12 protein-coding genes are annotated in these 20348 nt (G+C 29.5%); all 12 read left to right on the top strand.

Going from position 1 to position 20348, the window contains the following annotated elements:
• Positions 1-91 precede the first annotated feature (91 nt).
• Positions 92-3097 carry a beta-N-acetylglucosaminidase domain-containing protein gene (locus OIF33_RS00060; protein ID WP_322502179.1) on the top strand — a complete coding sequence of 1002 codons (3006 nt, stop codon included), beginning with the start codon at positions 92-94 and terminating at the stop codon, positions 3095-3097.
• 188 nt (positions 3098-3285) lie between these two features.
• Positions 3286-8235, top strand: coding sequence for an endo-alpha-N-acetylgalactosaminidase family protein (locus tag OIF33_RS00055; RefSeq protein ID WP_322502178.1), 4950 nt, complete (start codon positions 3286-3288; stop codon positions 8233-8235).
• A 359-nt stretch (positions 8236-8594) separates the two neighbouring features.
• Complete coding sequence (locus OIF33_RS00050; RefSeq protein WP_011592237.1) at positions 8595-9287, top strand: iron-sulfur cluster assembly scaffold protein; 693 nt, start codon at positions 8595-8597, stop codon at positions 9285-9287.
• 33 nt (positions 9288-9320) lie between these two features.
• A complete protein-coding gene (locus tag OIF33_RS00045) occupies positions 9321-10322 on the top strand; it encodes a GGGtGRT protein (protein WP_322502177.1) in 1002 nt (333 codons plus the stop codon).
• A 147-nt stretch (positions 10323-10469) separates the two neighbouring features.
• The gene (locus tag OIF33_RS00040; protein ID WP_322502176.1) at positions 10470-10694 is read left to right on the top strand and encodes a hypothetical protein; all 225 of its coding nucleotides are present in this window, start codon (positions 10470-10472) and stop codon (positions 10692-10694) included.
• A gap of 75 nt (positions 10695-10769) precedes the next feature.
• On the top strand, positions 10770-11003 hold the full coding sequence (locus OIF33_RS00035) for a hypothetical protein (protein ID WP_322502175.1): 234 nt from the start codon (positions 10770-10772) through the stop codon (positions 11001-11003).
• A gap of 680 nt (positions 11004-11683) precedes the next feature.
• A complete protein-coding gene (locus tag OIF33_RS00030) occupies positions 11684-11986 on the top strand; it encodes a hypothetical protein (RefSeq protein WP_322502174.1) in 303 nt (100 codons plus the stop codon).
• Between the two features lie 92 nt (positions 11987-12078).
• A complete protein-coding gene (locus tag OIF33_RS00025; protein WP_322503243.1) occupies positions 12079-12213 on the top strand; it encodes a helix-turn-helix transcriptional regulator in 135 nt (44 codons plus the stop codon).
• Positions 12214-12677: 464 nt separating this feature from the next.
• Positions 12678-14282, top strand: a complete 1605-nt coding sequence (locus OIF33_RS00020) for a hypothetical protein (RefSeq protein ID WP_322502173.1) — start codon at positions 12678-12680, stop codon at positions 14280-14282.
• A gap of 17 nt (positions 14283-14299) precedes the next feature.
• Positions 14300-15553, top strand: coding sequence for an RES domain-containing protein (locus tag OIF33_RS00015; RefSeq protein WP_322502172.1), 1254 nt, complete (start codon positions 14300-14302; stop codon positions 15551-15553).
• 335 nt (positions 15554-15888) lie between these two features.
• Positions 15889-17841: a hypothetical protein gene (locus OIF33_RS00010; protein WP_322502171.1), complete on the top strand. Its 1953-nt coding sequence runs from the start codon at positions 15889-15891 to the stop codon at positions 17839-17841.
• A gap of 950 nt (positions 17842-18791) precedes the next feature.
• On the top strand, positions 18792-20348 hold a 1557-nt coding region (locus OIF33_RS00005; protein ID WP_322502170.1), incomplete at its 3' end, for an SH3 domain-containing protein.

Here is a 20348-nt window from a genome sequence, read left to right as displayed (position 1 = left end):
AATTTTTATCCTTCCGATTTTTTTATACATTTACATAAATTGTAAACGATATTATAATTATATTGTAAATAATTTACAATAGGAGGGGACTATGAAAAGAAAAATGCTTAAAAGACTTTTAACTTCAGCTTTTGCTTGTATTTTTATAGCCAATGGATTAATAACAACTACTGTAAGAGCTGTTGGGCCTAAAACTGGGGAGGAAACACAGGTTTTAGTTCCGAACTTAAATCCAACACCAGAAAATTTAGAAGTGGTTGGAGATGGATTTCAAATAACTTCTTCTATAAATTTAGTTGGAGAAAATCTTGCAGATGATGATGCAGTAAAGTCATTAAGAGAATTTTTAGATGCAAATGGTATAGAGGTAAATTCAGAACATGATTCAAATTCAACAACACTTATAATTGGAGAGGTTGATGACGACATTCCAGAATTAGATCAGGCTTTAAATGGAACTTCAACAGAGGAGCTAAAAGACGAGGGGTATGCTTTAGTTGCAAATGATGGCACTATAGCCATTGAAGGAAAAGATGGAGATGGAACTTTTTATGGGGTTCAAACATTTAAACAGTTAGTTAAAGATTCTAATATACCAGAAGTAAATATAACTGACTATCCTACAGTGAGTGCAAGGGGAATTGTAGAAGGATTTTATGGAACTCCATGGACACAAGCGGATAGATTAGATCAAATTAAATTCTATGGAGAAAATAAGTTAAACACATATATTTATGCTCCAAAGGATGATCCATATCACAGAGAAAAATGGAGAGACCCATATCCAGAAAGTGAAATGGCAAGAATGCAAGAACTTATAGATACTGCTTATGAAAATAAAGTTGACTTTGTCTTTGGTATTTCTCCAGGAATAGATATAAGATTTGATGGAGAAGCAGGAGAAGAAGATTTTCAACATTTGCTAAACAAAGCAGAATCTTTATATGAGATGGGAGTAAGAAGTTTTGCTATTTATTGGGATGACATTGCAGATAAGAGTGCGGCTAAACATGCTCAGGTCTTAAATAGATTTAATGATGAATTTGTAAAAGTTAAGGGAGATGTAAAACCATTAATAACAGTTCCTACAGAATATGATACAGGAGCTATGGTTAGTAATGGACAGCCTAGAAATTATACTAGAATTTTTTCAGAAACAATTCAAGATGATATAGAGGTTATGTGGACTGGCCCTGGAGTTGTTACAAATGAAATTCCTTTAAGTGATGCAGAGCTTATAAGTGGAATATATAAAAGAGATATGGCTGTATGGTGGAATTATCCTGTAACAGACTATTTTAAAGGTAAACTTGCTTTAGGACCAATGCATGGATTAGATAAGGGATTAGATCAATATGTAGATTTCTTTACAGTAAATCCTATGGAACATGCTGAACTTTCAAAAATATCAATACACACAGCTGCTGATTATAGCTGGAATATGGATAATTATGATTATGATACTGCTTGGAATAGAGCAATTGAAATGCTTTATGGTGATTTAGCAGAAGACATGAAGGTTTTTGCAAATCATTCAACAAGAATGGATAATAGATCCTGGGCAAGATCAGGAAGAGAAGATGCTCCAGAGCTTAGAGAAAAGATGGATTCCTTATGGGATAAGCTATCTTCTAAAGAGGATGCTACAAGTATTATAGAGGAGTTATATGGTGAATTCGCAAGAATGGAAGAAGCATGCAATAACTTAAAAGAAAATTTACCACAGGTAGCTTTAGAAGAATGTTCAAGACAACTTGATGAGCTTATTACTTTAGCACAAGGAGACAAAGCAAGCTTAGATATGATAGTAGCTCAATTAAATGGAGACATGGAAGCTTATGAAAGTGCTAAGGAAATTGCACAGACTAAATTAAATGAGGCTTTAAGTAGCTTTGCAGTTATATCTGAGAAGGTTGCACAGTCTTTCATACAAGAAGCTTTAAGCTTTGACTTAACATTAATAAATCCAAGCACAGTAAAAGTAACAGCTTCATCAGAAGAAGTTACAGGTGAAAATGCACCAGCTTCTTTCGCTTCAGATGGAGATATGAATACTTTCTGGCATAGTAAATGGTCAGCACCTGCTCATGAAGGTCCTCATTATTTAACTTTGGAATTAGATAATGTTTATGAAATAAACAAGGTTAAATATGTACCAAGACAAGATAGCAAAAATGGAAGAATAACAGGATATAAAGTTTCTGTTAGTATGGATGGAGAAAACTTTACAGAAGTTAAATCAGGAGCATTAGCAGACAATGCATCTATAAAGTTTATAGAGTTTGATAATGTAGAAGCTAAATATGTTAGATTAGATGTTACAGATAGTGTTTCAGATCAAGCAAATAGCAGAGGAAAATTTGCTACAGCTGCAGAATTAAATGTTCATGGTTCATTAAAAGAGAATAATGAGGTAACAGGTAATGCATCTCTTGAAACCTTAGAAGAAGTTAAAGTAGGAGATAATTTAGAAGTTGGAGTAGGAATAGAAGAATTAACAAATTCAGAAGCATGGGCTTATGATTTTGTATTAAATTATGACGAAAATGCTTTTGATTATGTAGAAACAACTTCAAAGGATGGAGTATTTGTAAGTGCTAAGAAAATAGAAGATGGAAAGGTTAGAGTTTTAGCAAGTTCATTAACAGGAGAACCATTACCAGCTAAGGAAGCCTTAACAAAGGTTGTATTAAAAGCTGAAACTAAGACAGAAGGAACGTCTTTAAGCATAACTAACTCATCTATAGGAGATGGAGAAGGAATAGTTCATGAAATTGAAGGCGCTGAAAAAACAGTTAATATAATAGAAGGAACTAGCCCAGAGATTATTGTAAATCCAGTAAGAGACTTTAAAGAATCAGAAGTAAATAAAAAGGATGTAACTGTAACTTGGGTAGAACCAGAAACTACAGAAGGATTAGAAGGATATATTCTTTATAAAGATGGTAAGAAAGTAGCTGAAATAGGAAAAGATGAAAATTCTTATACATTTAAGGGGTTAAATAGACACACAATCTATAATTTTAAAATTGCAGCTAAATATTCAAATGGTGAGATTTCAGGTAAGGAATCTATAACTTTAAGAACTGCAAGATAGAATATGTATTTTTATAACTAATTTAAATAGATTTACTTATGAAATAGAACTTTAGTAAATCAATATTTTGAGCAAGAGGAATTTTCCTCTTGCTTTTTAATTTATAGAAGTAAAAAAATTCTATGTGTTACTTTATGTATGGATGTTACAATTAAGTAAAATAATACAAAATGATTAAGGGGGATAAAATGACAAGGAATAAGTTTATGAAAAAGCATGGATTAAAACTTACAGCAGCAATAATGACTTCCTTTTATGGTTTAAGTTTGATATCACCTAAGGTGGTAATGGCTAGTCCAGAGAGTGAGCAAGAAGCTACTAAAAATATCGTAGGAACATTAGAACTAGAAGAATTAAGCACTTATTATAATAATTTAAATGTAAGTGCGAGCTTAGAGGAGGATATTTATACAAAGGATTTCGAGGAAGCTACAGATTTAGATGGATATCGAATTTTTAGTGGAGAACCTAAGAAAATGGTTGTTGAAGATGGGGTTTTTAAATTAGCTAATAAGCTATGGACAGAGTGTAGAGTTATTGATGATAATTCACCAGTTTTTCAAAATGCTGAATATGAATTCGATTTCACAATGATTTCAGGAGGACAGTTTGGAGTTGTTATAAGATACGAAAATGATAATAATTATGGAATGATATGTTATGATGGCGGAAAATGGGTAATTCAAAGTGCTAGTGGATATATAAGTGTTGATGGCCCATCTCTTCAAGCAAATAAAAAATATAGAATGAAGCTTAAATATGTTGATAATAAATTGGAAGTTTATTTAGATGGTGAACTTGCTTTAGAAACTGATTTAAGCAAAGCGCCAAATTTCCCTATGGGAGAAGGAAAAATAGGATTTAGGCTTTGGTCTCAAGAAAAAGAAATACACTTTGATAATTTATCATATAAAAAACTTCCGGATACAGTACAAGAAGCAGATAGGATTATTACAGAAGAAAATCAGGATACAATTTCAGCAGAGGATTTAGTAGTTACAATTGATAATAAATTCCCTAATATAGTTAGATATAATAAGGGAGAAAGAAGTATAAACGGAACTTTAGTATCAAAAGATAAGGTTAAAATAAATGGCGATGTGTATAAACCAATTGTTTTATATAATAAAATTTCAGAAAACAAAGCAGTTTATTCCTTTGATTTTGACGATATTGATTTAACTTTCGACATATCGTTAGAAGTTATTGATAATTATGTGGAAATGAAATTAGTAAATGTTATAGAAGGAGAAGACTTTACTTTAAGAACTTTAGAATTTTTAGATCATAATTTAGTTACAGTGAATGAAGGTGAAAGTGTTGGAAAACTTACAGCTGCTAAAGTTACAAGCATAAATAATTCTCAGGATATATATTTAGATGTTTCAACAGCAAATGTAACACCCCCTACTAAAGTATCTATGGGATTTCTAAATAATGAGGGTTTAGCTGTTTCTATAGAAAATAATAATATAGATTATAGTTCACAAGTACAATATGGAGTAAGAGAGTTTGACGGTAATAAAGAAATTGGACTTTGGAATGGACCTATTATATATAGAGATGTTGAGAAAGGACAGGATTCACCAGTTTTAAATGGAGATTTCTCAGCTAAAATAGTAATTGCTGATGATTTAAATAAGGATGGAGAAATTACTTGGCATGATGCTGGGGTAGCATATAGGGATATTATGACAAAACCACAATATCACGATATGGTGAAAGATAAAGTAAGTCATATAAATATGAACTTTGCATCTCAAGCTCAATATCCTTTTGAAAGAATAGTTGATCATGTAGCTCAGTATTCTAATTATATTGATGGATTTGGTCAAATGTTACTATTAAAGGGATATCAGTCAGAAGGACACGATAGTGGACATCCTGATTATGGTAACAACTTTAATGAAAGAGCAGGTGGATTAGAAGGCTTCAATGCTATGGAAGAAGTTTTAGAAAGCAAATATGGTACTAAACTTGGGGTTCATGTTAATGCTACAGAAGCTTATCCAGAAGCAAAATATTTTTCAAATGAATTAGTAGGTACACAATGGCAACCAGGATGGTCTTGGTTAGATCAAGCTTACCTTATAGATAAGAAAAATGATATATTAAATAATAGTGATTCTGGTCTCTTAGGAAGACTTAAAGAGATGAAAGAAAATGCACCGGGAATAGATTGGGTGTATGTAGATACTTACTGGTCAAATCCATGGAATGAGTATAAAGTGCAGGAATTTTTGTTAGAAAATGAGTTTGCAGTAACAACAGAATATAGTGGTCCATTTAGACAAAATAGTATTTGGACTCATTGGGCTGATATAGCAAAAGGTTCTAGTGAATATACTAAGGGAACTAGAAGCAATATTATAAGGTTTGTAGAGAACGGAATGAAGGATGTATTTCCACATGATTTGCATCTTAAAGGAACTAAGCATACAGGATTTACTGGATGGCAAAATGAAAAAAGTTTAGATAATGTAGTAAATCAATTCTACACTTGGGAATTACCAACTAAGTACATGCAAAACTTTAATATTTTAGATTCAAGTAAAGAAGAAGTTGTTTTTGAAAATGGATTAGTAAGTAAAGCTAGCAATATTAAAGAGAACAATGAAGGGGTTGCTTACGAAGGAAATCATGAGCTTTATAAGGATGGTAATTTAATTTATTCTGGATTCACATATAAGAGTGGAACCCTATACTCAAGAGATAATAGAGTTTTCATTCCATGGGGAGAAGATATAAATAATCCTGATAAGATTTATGCATGGAATGACTTTGCAGAAAATAGAGAATGGACTTTACCAAACTCTTGGGATGGTTCTAATGAAGTATATCTTTATGAAACAAGCTCTATTGGAAGAGAACTTGTAAAAACTATTCCAGTTGTCGATGGAAAGATAACATTGACTTTAGATTCTAAAAAGCCATATGTTCTATATAAAGAAAAGGTTGAAAACACAACAGAGTCTACTGAATGGTCAGAAACAAGTAATGTAAGAGATAATGGATTTAATAGCTTTAGTTTTAAAGAAGGTCAAGTTGACTCTTATGGATGGTGGGAAAAATCTTCTTCAGCTGAAAATACAGACCATATAATATTTGATGTTGATAATGATGTAGCTATGGGGCAAAACTATTTAAAAGTTAATGGAACTAACGATGGACAAGCATCTCAAAAATTAACACTAGAGGGCGGAAAATATTATTCTGCATCTGTATGGGCTGAAGTATCAGATAAATCTAAAAAGAGAGCTGAGATAGAAGTTGTTCTTCCAGATAGAGAAAAAGTATCAAATTATGTTGATGCAACTCATTTCCAAAATAGAATAATAAACACAGATAAAAGAGGAACAAGATTCCAAAGAATAGAGGTTGAATTCTTCTTACCAGAAGGAGAAAGTGAAATTACATTAAACTTAAAAGCTGGAAAAGGAGAAGAGGAAAATAGCTATGTTAGATTTGATAATGTTAGAGTAACAGAAGAAAAGAAAAGTGAAAAAGAATTAGAAAATCAAGAAAAATACTATTATTATGAAGATTTTGAAACAGTTGATGAAGGATGGGGACCATTTACAAGTGCTGTTAATGGAGAATGCCATACACATCTTTCAGAAACTCATGAAGGTTTTACTGATGATACAATAGATGGTCAGTTTTCTCTTAAGACAAGACAAACAAATAGTGGATTAGTTTTAAGAACATCCCCAGGCTTATTAAAGCTAGAGCCTAATTCAAAGTATAAGGTTACTTTTGATTACAAACTTATGAATAATGGCGCTTATGATTTTGTTGTTAGAACAGATGAAGGTGGAAGAGCGCAAGAAAAAATGGATATATCATTACCAGCTTATGAAGGAGAGAATGGAATTTTTGAAATAGCTTTTGCTACAGGAGATTTTTCAGATTATTATATTGGTTTTGAAAGATTAAATGGAACTTTAGTAATTGATAATCTTATCGTAGAGGAATATGATGGAGAAGTTCCTGATTATATACCTGAGGGAGCTGACCCATCAATAATAAATCCTACCTCTATAAGAGTTACTGCTTCATCAGAAGAAACCTCTGGAGAAAATGGAGCAGCTCAAAATGCCTCAGATGATGATGTTGATACAATGTGGCATACTAAATATTCAGGAGGAGCAGCTCAGGGACCTCATAATATAACCTTGGAGTTAAATGAAGCTACTAAAATAAACAAATTTAGATATGTTCCAAGACAAAGTGGATCAAATGGGAATATAACAGAATATAAACTTTCTGTTAGCTTAGATGGAGAAAACTTTACTGAAATAGCTTCAGGAAACTTTGCAAACAACTCTATGGATAAGTTTGTGGAATTCGAAGCTGTAGATGCTAAGTTTGTTAAGCTTGATGTTATAAATAGTGTTGGAGGCTTTGCTTCAGCCGCTGAATTGAATTTATATAGAGCAGAAGAAGCTAATGAAGTAATAGGTAGTGCATCTATTGAATCTTTAGAAGAGGTTAAAGTAGGTGAAAATATAGAAGTTGGAGTAGGAATAGAAGAATTAACAAATTCAGAAGCATGGGCTTATGATTTTATATTAAATTATGATGAAAATGCTTTTGATTATGTAGAAACAACTTCAAAGGATGGAGTATTTGTAAGTGCTAAGAAAATAGAAGATGGAAAGGTTAGAGTATTAGCAAGTTCATTAACAGGAGAGCCATTACCAGCTAAGGAAGCCTTAATGAAGATTGTCTTAAAAGCAGAGGCTAAGACTGAAGGAACATCTTTAAGCATAACTAACTCATCAATAGGAGATGGAGAAGGAATAGTTCATGAAATTGGAGGAGCTGAAAAAACAGTTAATATAATAGAAGGAACTAGCACAGAGATTATTGTAAATCCAGTAAGAGACTTCAAAGAATCAGAAGTAAATAAAAAGGATTTAACTGTAACTTGGATAGAGCCAGAAACTACAGAAGGATTAGAAGGATATATTCTTTATAAAGATGGTAAGAAGGTTGGAGAAATTTCCGCTGATGAAAATTCATATACATTTAAGGGTTTAAATAGACACACAATCTATAATTTTAAAATTGCAGCTAAATATTCAAATGGTGAGATTTCAAGCAAGGAGTCCATAACTTTAAGAACTGCAAGATAATAATATAATAAAAATAAGCTAAATCTTTAGAGGTTTAGTTTATTTTTATGCTTTTAACATGAGAAAATTTTTAAAATATTCCTGTAAAAGAATTAAATAGGTAAAAAATAGAGATGTTACTTCAATAAATTGGTAAAAAATATGATAATTATTCTCAAATGTTGTAATAAAATAAAAAAATATTGAGTTTTTTTAGAAAAATTTTTAGAAATATATTGTTACATCGCCATTGTTTTGTTAAAATAGGTGTGAGGGTAATTAAATATCCCATAGGGACAAAAAAAGTCCCAAGTTGTTAAGAGGAATAGATATAGCAAATTTTTTTGCTATAAGTTATTTTTTAGGGAGGAGAAATGAATATGATGTATTCAAGCGAAGTTCAAGAAATGTGTGTAATTGCTAAAGGTCCAAACCACGGTCCAGCACCAATCCCTGTAGAAGGTAGATGGGTTCAATCAAGAGAAATAAAAGATGTTTCAGGTTTAACTCACGGAGTTGGCTGGTGTGCACCACAACAAGGAGCATGTAAATTAACTTTAAACGTTAAAGATGGTATCATAGAAGAAGCTTTAATAGAAACTATAGGATGTTCAGGTATGACTCACTCAGCTGCTATGGCTTCTGAAATATTACCAGGAAAAACTATATTAGAGGCTTTAAACACAGATTTAGTTTGTGATGCTATAAATACTGCAATGAGAGAATTATTCCTTCAAATAGTTTATGGTAGAAGCCAAACTGCTTTCTCAGAAGGTGGACTACCAATAGGAGCAGGTCTTGAGGACTTAGGAAAAGGATTAAGATCACAAGTAGGTACTATGTACGGAACTTTAGCTAAAGGACCAAGATACCTTGAAATGGCTGAAGGATATGTAACAAAAGTAGCTTTAGATGCAGATGATCAAATCATAGGATACAGATTCGTTCACTTAGGTAGAATGATGGAAATGGTAGCTAAAGGAATGAATGCTAACGAAGCAATGGAAAAAGCTACTGGTCAATACGGAAGATTTGACGAAGCTGTTAGAACTATAGATCCAAGACACGAATAATCTAGATATTCATTATTGAAGGAGGATAATAAAATGGCATTATTTGAAAGTTATGAAAGAAGAATTAACCAAATACAACCTGTATTAGAAAAGTACGGAATGGAAACAATAGAAGATGCTAAAGTAGTTTGCGATAATTTAGGAATAGATCCTTACACAATCGTTAAAGAAACTCAACCAATAGCATTCGAAAATGCTGGATGGGCTTACATCTTAGGTGCTGCTATAGCAATAAAGAAAGGATGTAAAACTGCTGCTGATGCTGCTGAAGCTATCGGAGAAGGATTACAAGCTTTCTGTATTCCAGGATCTGTTGCTGATGACAGAAAAGTTGGATTAGGACACGGAAACTTAGGAGCTATGCTTTTAAGAGATGAAACTAAATGTTTCGCATTCTTAGCAGGACACGAATCATTCGCTGCTGCTGAAGGTGCTATCAAAATAGCTGAAAAAGCTAACAAAGTTAGAAAAGAGCCTTTAAGAGTTATATTAAACGGTCTTGGAAAAGATGCTGCATTCATCATTTCAAGAATTAACGGATTTACATATGTTGAAACTAAATTTGACTATGTAACTGGTAAATTAAACATCGTTAAAGAAACTCCATACTCAAACGGTCCAAGAGCTAAAGTTAAATGCTACGGTTCAGACGACGTTAGAGAAGGTGTTGCTATAATGCATCATGAGGGAGTTGACGTATCAATCACTGGTAACTCAACTAACCCAACAAGATTCCAACATCCAGTTGCTGGAACATACAAAAAAGAGTGTGTTGAGCAAGGTAAGAAATACTTCTCAGTAGCATCAGGTGGTGGTACAGGAAGAACTCTTCACCCAGATAACATGGCTGCTGGTCCAGCTTCATACGGTATGACTGATACTATGGGAAGAATGCACTCAGATGCACAATTCGCAGGTTCATCATCAGTTCCAGCTCACGTTGAGATGATGGGATTAATCGGAGCAGGAAACAACCCAATGGTTGGTATGACTGTTGCTGTTGCAGTTGCTGTAGAAGAAGCAATGAACAAATAATAGATATATCAACGCTTTGCGAAGATTTAAGTCTATTTTTTAGATGTTCGTTTGATTACTTAATCGAATAATAACAATACACGTTATGTGAAATTAAAATTTGCATGACGTGTATTTTTTTACGTCTTTTTATTAGAAGATGAGGATATGAAAAAGATAAAAATTAATTTAGAAAATGATTTAACTTTCAAAGAAGGCTTTAGTGAATTTATTTACAATTGCAAAGTAAGAAATTTAAGATCAGGAACTAGTAAACATTATGAAAAAGCTTATATATCAATTATTAGATATTTTGATGAGGATATTTTAATTAAGAATATAAACAAAAAGGTAGTAGATGATTTTATTATTAAATGCAAAGAAAATAAATAAATAGGAGAACAAACTTTACACACCTACACAAGAGATTTAAAAACAATTCTTTATTTCTTTATGAGAATGGATTATATGAAAAGTTTTAAAATAACTTTACCAAAAGTAGATAGAGTTGCAATAGAAACTTATACGGATGATGAGTTAAGAAAGTTATTGGAAAAGCCAAATTTAAAGAAATGTACATTTTCACAATACAGAAATTACTGTATTGTATGTATGTTATTAAGCACAGGTATTAGATTATCTAGTTTAATAAATATAAAGATACCAAAAAGTAAAAAAACATCAAATTTAAATTTATTTTAGAATAAAAAAATAGTAGGTACTTGCAATACCTACTATCAAAACTAAATACAGTTTTATAAAACTTTGCATATCCTCAATAACTAGGATATACCAACACCTTAATAGTATTATCTCAAAAAAAGTGATGATTTGCAAGGCTTTATTTCCTATACCCTAAATTAAGTATAGGTTAGTTATAAGCTTTGGAATAACTATAAATAAATCCATAGGTTAGTTGAGCAGCTGCAATAAAGTCAACAGTATATTATACTAGCTATATATTACCCTTATTGGTATAGCTGGAACAATGGTTATAATATATGCTTAGGTGTGTGTCTACCAATATTCATAAAATAAAAGGCACGGTGGTAGTTTGGCACTCTAAAGAGTGGGGAAACTGTATTAGATGTTATAGGACAAACTTTATAACAGTTGATGATACTTAACTAATAAGGGCAACTGAAACGATGCGAAAAAGAGGATTTACAGTTGAGGATTCCTTATGACTTCATAATTTTATTTTTTATGTTGTTCATAGGGAATAACTCTGCCTTCATTCAGCTCCCATAAGGATTTATAAGCCTTTGGCACTTAAAAGTCAATAATTTTAATAGAGAATTGTAATAAATTTATTAATAAAATAAATTTGGAAATATAAAATATTACCTTATAGTGTAAAATAATTATAGGGATGATAATTTATGAGAAAGAAAGATGAAAATTTATTATTGATAAATTATGATATTGTTCAAAATAATTATTGTTGGATGTTTAGTAAATTTAATAAGATAGAAGAGCTTATTAACAAATTGAGTAGTATGGATACATTTGATAAATCAGTCTTAAATGAAGCTCAAGAATCTATTATAGAGCTAATTAAATTTAAAGAAGAATTTCTTATTAGCAAACTAGAAGGATCTTTAAAATCTGAAGTTATCAAAAAAAGACAAATACTAATATCAGATTTTAATTATGAAGAAGGAATAAGGGAAATTATGAAATAATATTAAGTATTTCTTAAGGAGCAAGTATTTCTTATGGGAATAAAAAATCGACTTAGAGAAATAAGAATGAGAGAGTTTCTAATGGATTCAGGATAGGGGTAAATTTAAAGACTTATTCTAATTGGGAAAAGAATCGTAGTAAGCCACCGGTAGAGGAGGCTTTAAGAATAGCGAAAGTATTAAATAGAGCTGTGGAAGATATTTGGTTTTTAGAGAATATAGAGTAAAATCTATATTCTCTATTTTTTTACATATATATTAGATTGGATTAAAAGAGATGAGGAAATGGTAAAGCTATGTAAAGTAGCTGTAGAAGAAATATTATTATCAGAAGATAAGCCTCAACGTGTATCTTGTAGGTAGGAAGATAGAAAAATAGTATTTGCTTTCAAAGTATTTGGATAAGCTAGAAGGTACCAAGAGATTTCTTGAAGAAAATGTAGAATCAGTAGAGCAATTTCAGCAAAGAAGGATTAAATGGGTTAAAGAAAAATATCCGGAAATGCACGAATGGGAGCAATTTAGGATGATTGGGATAAAACAGTAGAAATATTACTGAACATAGAAGAAACTTATGATTTGTTGAACAATATATGGATAGATAGTATTATTATGAGAGTGTGCATTTTATAATAATGCATATCTTCTGTTTTAAAATAACTAAGTATCTTTCAGAAAAGGTGGTATAAAAATGTATAATGAACCGGAAAAAAGAACTATTAGAAAAGAAGTTATAACTAATGCTATTAAAATCTTGGTAGATAGAAGAGCAGAAAGTACTATAACTAATGCTAATAATATAAGAAAAATCAAGAACCATATTATTAAAAAATCTTTTCATCAAGAAGAAAAAGATACAGCAAGTAAGTTAACTGATAGTACGATTAACTCTTGGGAAAGATATTATACTTCTTTATTAGGGAAAAAAGAAGTAAGCAATTTGAAGGTCGCTTTTTTAGCAGGTCCAAATCCTGAAAATGATATAAAAGAGTTAATAGATAATGGAATATTAGAAGAAAATATATGGGCATTTGAGTCAGATAAAAAATTATATAATCAAGCTGTTAGTAATCTTATGGAAAAGTTTCCAAAAGCAAAAATTTATAAGGGAAAGATAGAAAGTTTTGCATGTGACATGCCTATCAAATTTGACATAGTTTACTTGGATTTTTGCGGACCGTTAATGGTTAAAGAAAATAAGAACAAAAGTATAATCTCTCTTTTAAGATTGATAAAAGAGCATGTGATTAATTCACCTGGAGTACTTATAACTAATTTTGCTTTGCCATCACAAGAGCAAGATGAATTAGGACGCGATAACTTAGCCAAATTAGCAACTTTGTATCTATATCCTAAAGAATTTATAACAAATAATATTTGTATTAGTGAAGATGGAATTAATATAAATCAGATGTATGATAGAGTGAAGAATAATTTGGAATTTTATTATGGAGAGTTTATATCAAGATTTATTATGGATTTGTGTGGTGTAATAGTACCATACTCAAAGATAGCAAGTAATAAAGGATATTTTGATATGTTTTTTCAAATGAGTAAAGAGGATAAAAAAAAAGCTTTACAAAGTTTAGAACAATATAATGACAGTGAGGAGGAGCTGTCTAATGACGATGATTATGATTGTGGAGGATGGCTTAGTTCAGCTACAGAACTTTTCCCTATACCATGGACATTTTCAATTATTAAAGATAATTCAAATATAAATAATCTATCCGATAAAGACTTAACAAATATATTTAGCGAGAGTTTTATAGAATTTGCAAAATCATTTCTTAATCAAGTTGTTGATGGAAATAATGAATTAATAAATAATATAGAACTAATTTATTATTTGATTTTTGCGGAGAAAAGTAAGTATTATTCAAAAAAACTAAAGAAAATTTATAATTTAAATTATAGCAAAATTGCACCACAGTTTTGCGATGTATTTACATTCCAAAGTATCATAGGAGTACTTATAGGTCAAATTACAGTTCCGTATCATATAAATGTGAAAGAAACAAAAAGGTGGACATATAAGGCGAAATCAACACGTATGTTCACAGATATGTTTGTACTAGATGAATGTAGATATATATATGATATGATGCCGACAATTGATATGATTAGTAAGAGTATCTGTGACATAGATTATCAGTTATGTTATAGATTTGCCTTAGAAGGATTAAATAAGAATCAATTTTTATATAATAATGAATTCTTTTTTGGAAATGCAGTCATCGGAAAAAATAATGAAGGGTTTGAAAATGCTGAATTTCAGCAGAGGAATTGTATATAAATGGGAGGGGGATATAAATGATTTGTTATAGATGTAGTGAATATAAGTTTTGGTTGAACATAGAGAAGTATTTAGTTTTGTATAATCCACAAGAAGTATTAAAGGTGTCTAGAATTTTAGATGATTCATTAGAAATTGCAGATGAAGAATGTATTTGTGATAATTGTGGCGCTACGATAGTACAAGATGAATGCTATATTGATGATGAGGAAAATTTCATGGATGAAATATTAGAGTTTATGGGAAAGTTGGTCACAGATGAAATAAAATGTTGCAAGGAATGTGGAGAAGGTGCTCAAATAGAAGAAATACATGAATCAATTGAGAGGTGTTATTGTGATAAAGAGGATAACCCAGAAGAAATTTTTGATGAATATGACACTTCTACTCCTATTGAAGATATATTAAATGATTTGTTCTGCTATGATGATGATTTTTGGAATCAATATTATGAACAAATAGTTGATTATGTTTATTGCCCTAATTGTCTTAATGGCTCTGGAGAAAATTATGATGATAAAATTGATTATGGAAAATTTGATATTTATACTGAAGTCTATAGAGAATCTGATATTGATAGATTTAATCATAAGTTTTATGGTGATGAATTAGTGGAAATAAAGAATGATATTCATGGATTAGCTAACTCATTTTCAATCAAGGAGCTTATAAATTTAAAAGAAGAATATCTTAAAAATAAAACATTTGTTGCTAGGAACGAAACTTTTGCTAAACTTGAGAGATTTATTCAGAAGTTATTTGATAATAGAATAGGTTATTTACTTACTCCTAATAGAATGATTTTTAGAGCTAGAACAGAAAATATTGGAGTAATGTTATCAAAAGATGAAATGTGGGAACCTCCATTTAATATTACAAATCATGGGAGATATAATGATATAGGTACTAGTGTACTTTATTGTGCGAATAATATAGATGTTTTGAAAAAAGAAGTTTTTCTAGATGAAAATAAATGTTACAATGTTGCGAGAATAATCACGCATAAGGAATTCAATCTTTTCCCTATCAATTATATATTTAAAGGAGAATATTCAGGATTAATTGATGAGAGCTTAGTTGATGAAAGTTCTACATATAAAGAACAGTATATATTAAGTAATATTGTATCAGCTATTTGTTTACAAGTTGGTTTTGATGGTATTGTATATAAGTCTACTAAAGATGATATTTCTATAGATTATGCTTTATTTAATAATTATGAGAAAAATAAAGACTTGGATATTATAAGTATAGAAGTATCTAATAAATAATAAAGATTTTCTTGAGATTGAGAAAAGTGGGACTAGCTTGGAAGTTTATTGGTGCTTCTAAGTTTAGCCCTTATCATATAGTGTCTATAACATATTTGTGGAATAAATAGAAGTAAAAGATGATTAGAGAAATAAGATAATATGTAAAAATATAAAAAGGTGTTTTCATAATGCAGGGAATCTACGCTTGTAGCCCACTTATCACATATGAAACACCTATAACATTTGCAATATTATTATATTCAAAATATATAAAATAAATACTATAATTTCTTTGTTTATGCTATTATTATAATGTAATATTTCAGAAATGTCAAATAAGGATTGGAGAAATTATGGATAGATATAAAATGAATGCACATAAATATTTTTTATATGGAGTGCAAGAATATTTTTTTAATAAGTACTGTAAAATAGAAAATAAAAAAATACAAAGTCTTAGAAGTTTGCTTGAAGACTATATAGACTTAGAAATGAATATAAGACTAAATAGTAGTGATGTGAAAAAACTATTAAATGGAAAGAAAGCATTGCTGGAGTGTATATTGTTTACATTGCATAATATACCGTTAAATAAAAATAAAGAATTTTCTAAAGATATTCAATTAATTATACCGCTTATAGAATCAGCTATAGAACAAATTAATTTAGAAAAATCAGGTGATGTAACAAAGACATCTGAAAGGGAAAAAAGTAATAAAATTTTATATTCTTGCTTAAGCTCATTTCGTAAAAAAGTGAAGAATTATAATATACTTAATTGCTTAATTGATATACATAATAAATTTGATAGGACATTTAAAGATGTTGAGATATTAGTAGATTATTATGTAAGTGAGTTGTTATTTGAAGGCTATTCTCTTTCTTATTTGAAGAGTTGGTATAAACAAAATTTCAATAATGATGATATTAATAAAGCTAAGGATGAAGAGGAATTACAGAATTATATAGAAAAGTTTAAGGAATTATCTGAAAATAATAAAAAGAAATTTGAAGTTAAGATAAGCATTAATTTACCGGATTCGTTGAAAAAGTATGTCCTTGAGAATAATAAAAAAACAATAGACAATATTGAGTATTGTGTATTATCAGAAAGTGAGATACCTACGAATAATAAATTTAAAGTAACACCTAAGTCAGTGTGTCTTAAGGCTGATATAATAGCGTGTGATGAAATAAAAGCAGTACAAGTTGCTACGAGTACAATTGAAAATTATATAGAAGTATATAAAGCGTTTGACACATCAATAGGTGCAATGCCTATTACAGGCTGTTATGTAGAAAATACTATTTTGGACTTGAAGGGAACACAAGATTATTCAAAGTATGTTAATGAAAGAGAAAAAGAGGATATACAAGAATTTATTTATTTACGTGAGAAAAATCATAATAATAGAACTATTAAGGATATAGAGAGAGTAATAAATATCGTACAAAAGCTTTCTAACGATACATCAGAAAACAGATTATTAAATGCATGGAGTGCTTTAGAGAATATTTTGAGATTTTATGATTCAAAATCAATAATTGGAAAAATAACAGAAATAATTCCTAAGCTTATAGTTATGTACTCGATTAAGAGGGAAATGAATAATTTATGGGATAGTATACTTCCACTTATAAATAAAAATAAGATTGATATACCAGAATTAACAAACTGTAAATCTGTTTTAAATGATAAAAAATATGATAAAGAGAAATTTGCTCTATTCTTAATGAAAGAAGAAACTGGTAGTAAATTATATGAGTGTACACAATCAAATGTAATAATAAACAAAAGTGTAGTGGATTTGAATACTTGGTTAAAGAATCCTAGAGAGTTATTGGATAAAATTATATTTGATGAAGAAGCTATAAGACATAATATTACTACAATTTATAGGCTTAGAAATGATTTGGTGCATAATGGTGGAATTGTGGACAAGAATATAGAAAATAAAATTTTAATGTTAAGATACTATATAAATTGCATATTAGGTACATTAATCCATCATATAAAACGTAATGAAGAGCTTACTATAGAAGAGGTGTTAAATTCAATTATAGTTACTTATAATACCTATATACAAGATATTCAATATTTAAAGAATCTTACTAGTAAAAAATATGAGAACATAAAAAAACAAGGATATACATTAAGAGACTTAAGCAATAAAAAAGATGAAGCTAATAAGTTAGAAATTCAGAAATTAGAAGAAGAAATAATAAAACAAAAAAGTGAAATAGAAGATATTATAGTTGAGTTTGGAATAGGTAATATTGCATATCCAAGATATTTATATATATAATCGACATTCACTAAAAAAAGTTCCGAACGAAATAATAAAGTTCAGAATATGGACTAGCCTGGAGGCACGTAAGTGCTTCTGAGTTGGTCTTTTTTTTATGCCTGAAATTAAATATGAAGAGATAATAGATTGATTAAAATGATTAAGATTAATGTATGAAGAATAGCATGAATAAAGGATTTATAGGCAATAATTAAAAGAGTTTTTCGCTCGCGCGTAGTGGATGAATTTGATTGATTAATGCATGAAATTTTTTCGGAACTTTATTATGATTTAGCTCCAAAATACCTGTGAATAACTACTGATTTTTGCTTGATTTTACTTTCGGAACTTTTTTATTAGGGAACAATAAAAACTAGTTTTTTATAAAAATATATATAGTAGTGTAGATTACTTTAATTAATTTTAGAGTAACTACACTACTTTTTTTACGAAAAAAATTAAAAGATTAAAACTTTAAAATAATAGAAAGTGCATTGAAGAATGAAAATAATATGTTCTTCAATTTATGAAAGTTATTTTATCTAAGGTTTATAATATAGGCACCTAAAGTATCTATTTATATACTTTAGGGTTACTAAACAAAAGTTTATTAATATTATTTATAGATAAAAATAAATTAAGTTTAATGAAGTTTATTATTGTATATTAAAAGAAAATAAAAAAGTATATATAAATAGATTAAAATGTAAATAAATATTATTCTCTAATAATAATATTTAAATAAATGTATTTAGTAAATAAAAAAGGTAGAATTTAAAAAAGATTTGTTTTATAATTATTGGCTAATTTTGTTTTTAGAAGTATAATAATATTGGAAAGATTATGAGTAGTATGTAATAATTATTAAAACTTGCATTATTTTTCATTTAAATGAAATATTTGTATAATTATTATTTTGTAAATCTAATTGTTATAAAATATTAATTCTTTTAAAAAGGAGATTAATTATGAATAGAAATAGATTAAGTTGTCTTATAATAGGAACTGTAATTGGAACAGGGACACTTGTTTGTGCATCTAATATAAAAGTACATGCGGAACCAATAAATGAAGTGAAAAATATTAATGAATCCAAAGGAAATGTTCTTGGAGAAATTATTTCATCAGAAGCATTAGGGTTAAGAAAAGGCACAGATTCTTCTCATGAAATAATAACTTCAATACCTAGTGGTGCTAGAGTTAACATAATAGATAAAATATCAAATGATTGGTGTAAGGTTTCTTATAAAGACTATGTTGGTTATGTACAAGCTAAGGACATAAGAATATTAGGTGATGAATTAAATCAAAAAAATGTTGGTTTAATTTCTGCTAACCAATTAAATGTAAGAACTAGTCCAAATGAAAATGGTCAAGTGATTGGAACATTACATAAGAATGACAAAGTAAATGTCTTAGATAAAGAAATTGATGGTTGGTATAAAATTGATTTCAATGGAAGAAGAGCATATGTGTCAAGTTCATACGTAAGTTTAATTTCATATGAAAAAAATGATGCTAAAGAAGTCAAAAAAGAATCAGTTGAAGGAACTGGAAAAGTTAATATAAATACATCTTTAAATGTTAGACAAGCTGCTACAAACAATAGTAGAATAATGGGAAGTTTAAAGGGTGGAGAAAAGGTTAATATAATAACTGAAAGTAATGGATTTTATAAAATAGAATTTAATGGATCATATGGGTATGTTTATGCTAAATATATATCAAAGGATATAAGTGACAATAAAATTCAAGAACAGAATGATGCAGAAGTAAAAAATAAAAAGGTTCAAGAAAATAAAGCTGTAGAAGTCGTAGAAAAAAAGGCTGATGAACCTAAGAAAGAAGAAGTTAAAGTTCAGCCTAAGGCTGAACCAATACTTATGGCTGTTAGAGCTTATAGTAAAACTGGAATAGTAAATGTAAGTAGCTCTTTAAATGTAAGGGCCGGTGCAAGTACAAGTAGTAAAGTAATTGGAAGCTTAAGTGGAAATACAAAAGTTACAATAGTAGGAGAAGAAGGTTCATTCTATAAGATAGAATACAAAGATTCATATGGCTATGTAGCTAAGGAATATATTAAGGATATTAAGAATGAAGGAAATACAACAGAGCCAGAAAAACCAACTGAACCAGAAAAACCGGAAGCTACTAATAAGACAGGAATAGTAAATGTAAGCAGCGCTTTAAATGTAAGAGATGGAGCTAGCACAAGTAGTAAGGTAATAGGAAGCCTAAGTGGAAATTCTAAGGTAACAATCGTAGGAGAAGAAGGTTCATTCTATAAAATAGAATATAAAGGTTCATATGGCTATGTAGCTAAGGAATATATTAAGGATATTAAAGATGAAGGAAATACAACAGAGCCAGAAAAACCAACTGAACCAGAAAAACCGGAAACTACTAATAAGACAGGAATAGTAAATGTAAGTAGTGCTCTAAATGTAAGAGAAGGAGCTAGCACAAGTAGTAAGGTAATAGGAAGTCTAAGTGGAAATTCTAAGGTAACAATAGTAGGAGAAGAA

It is taken from the genome of Clostridium sp. LIBA-8841 (assembly GCF_034439435.1).
In the GTDB taxonomy this organism is placed as follows: Bacteria; Bacillota; Clostridia; order Clostridiales; family Clostridiaceae; genus Sarcina.
Note: the sequence above shows the minus strand (reverse complement) of the source record. Positions and strands in the feature narration are given on the sequence as shown.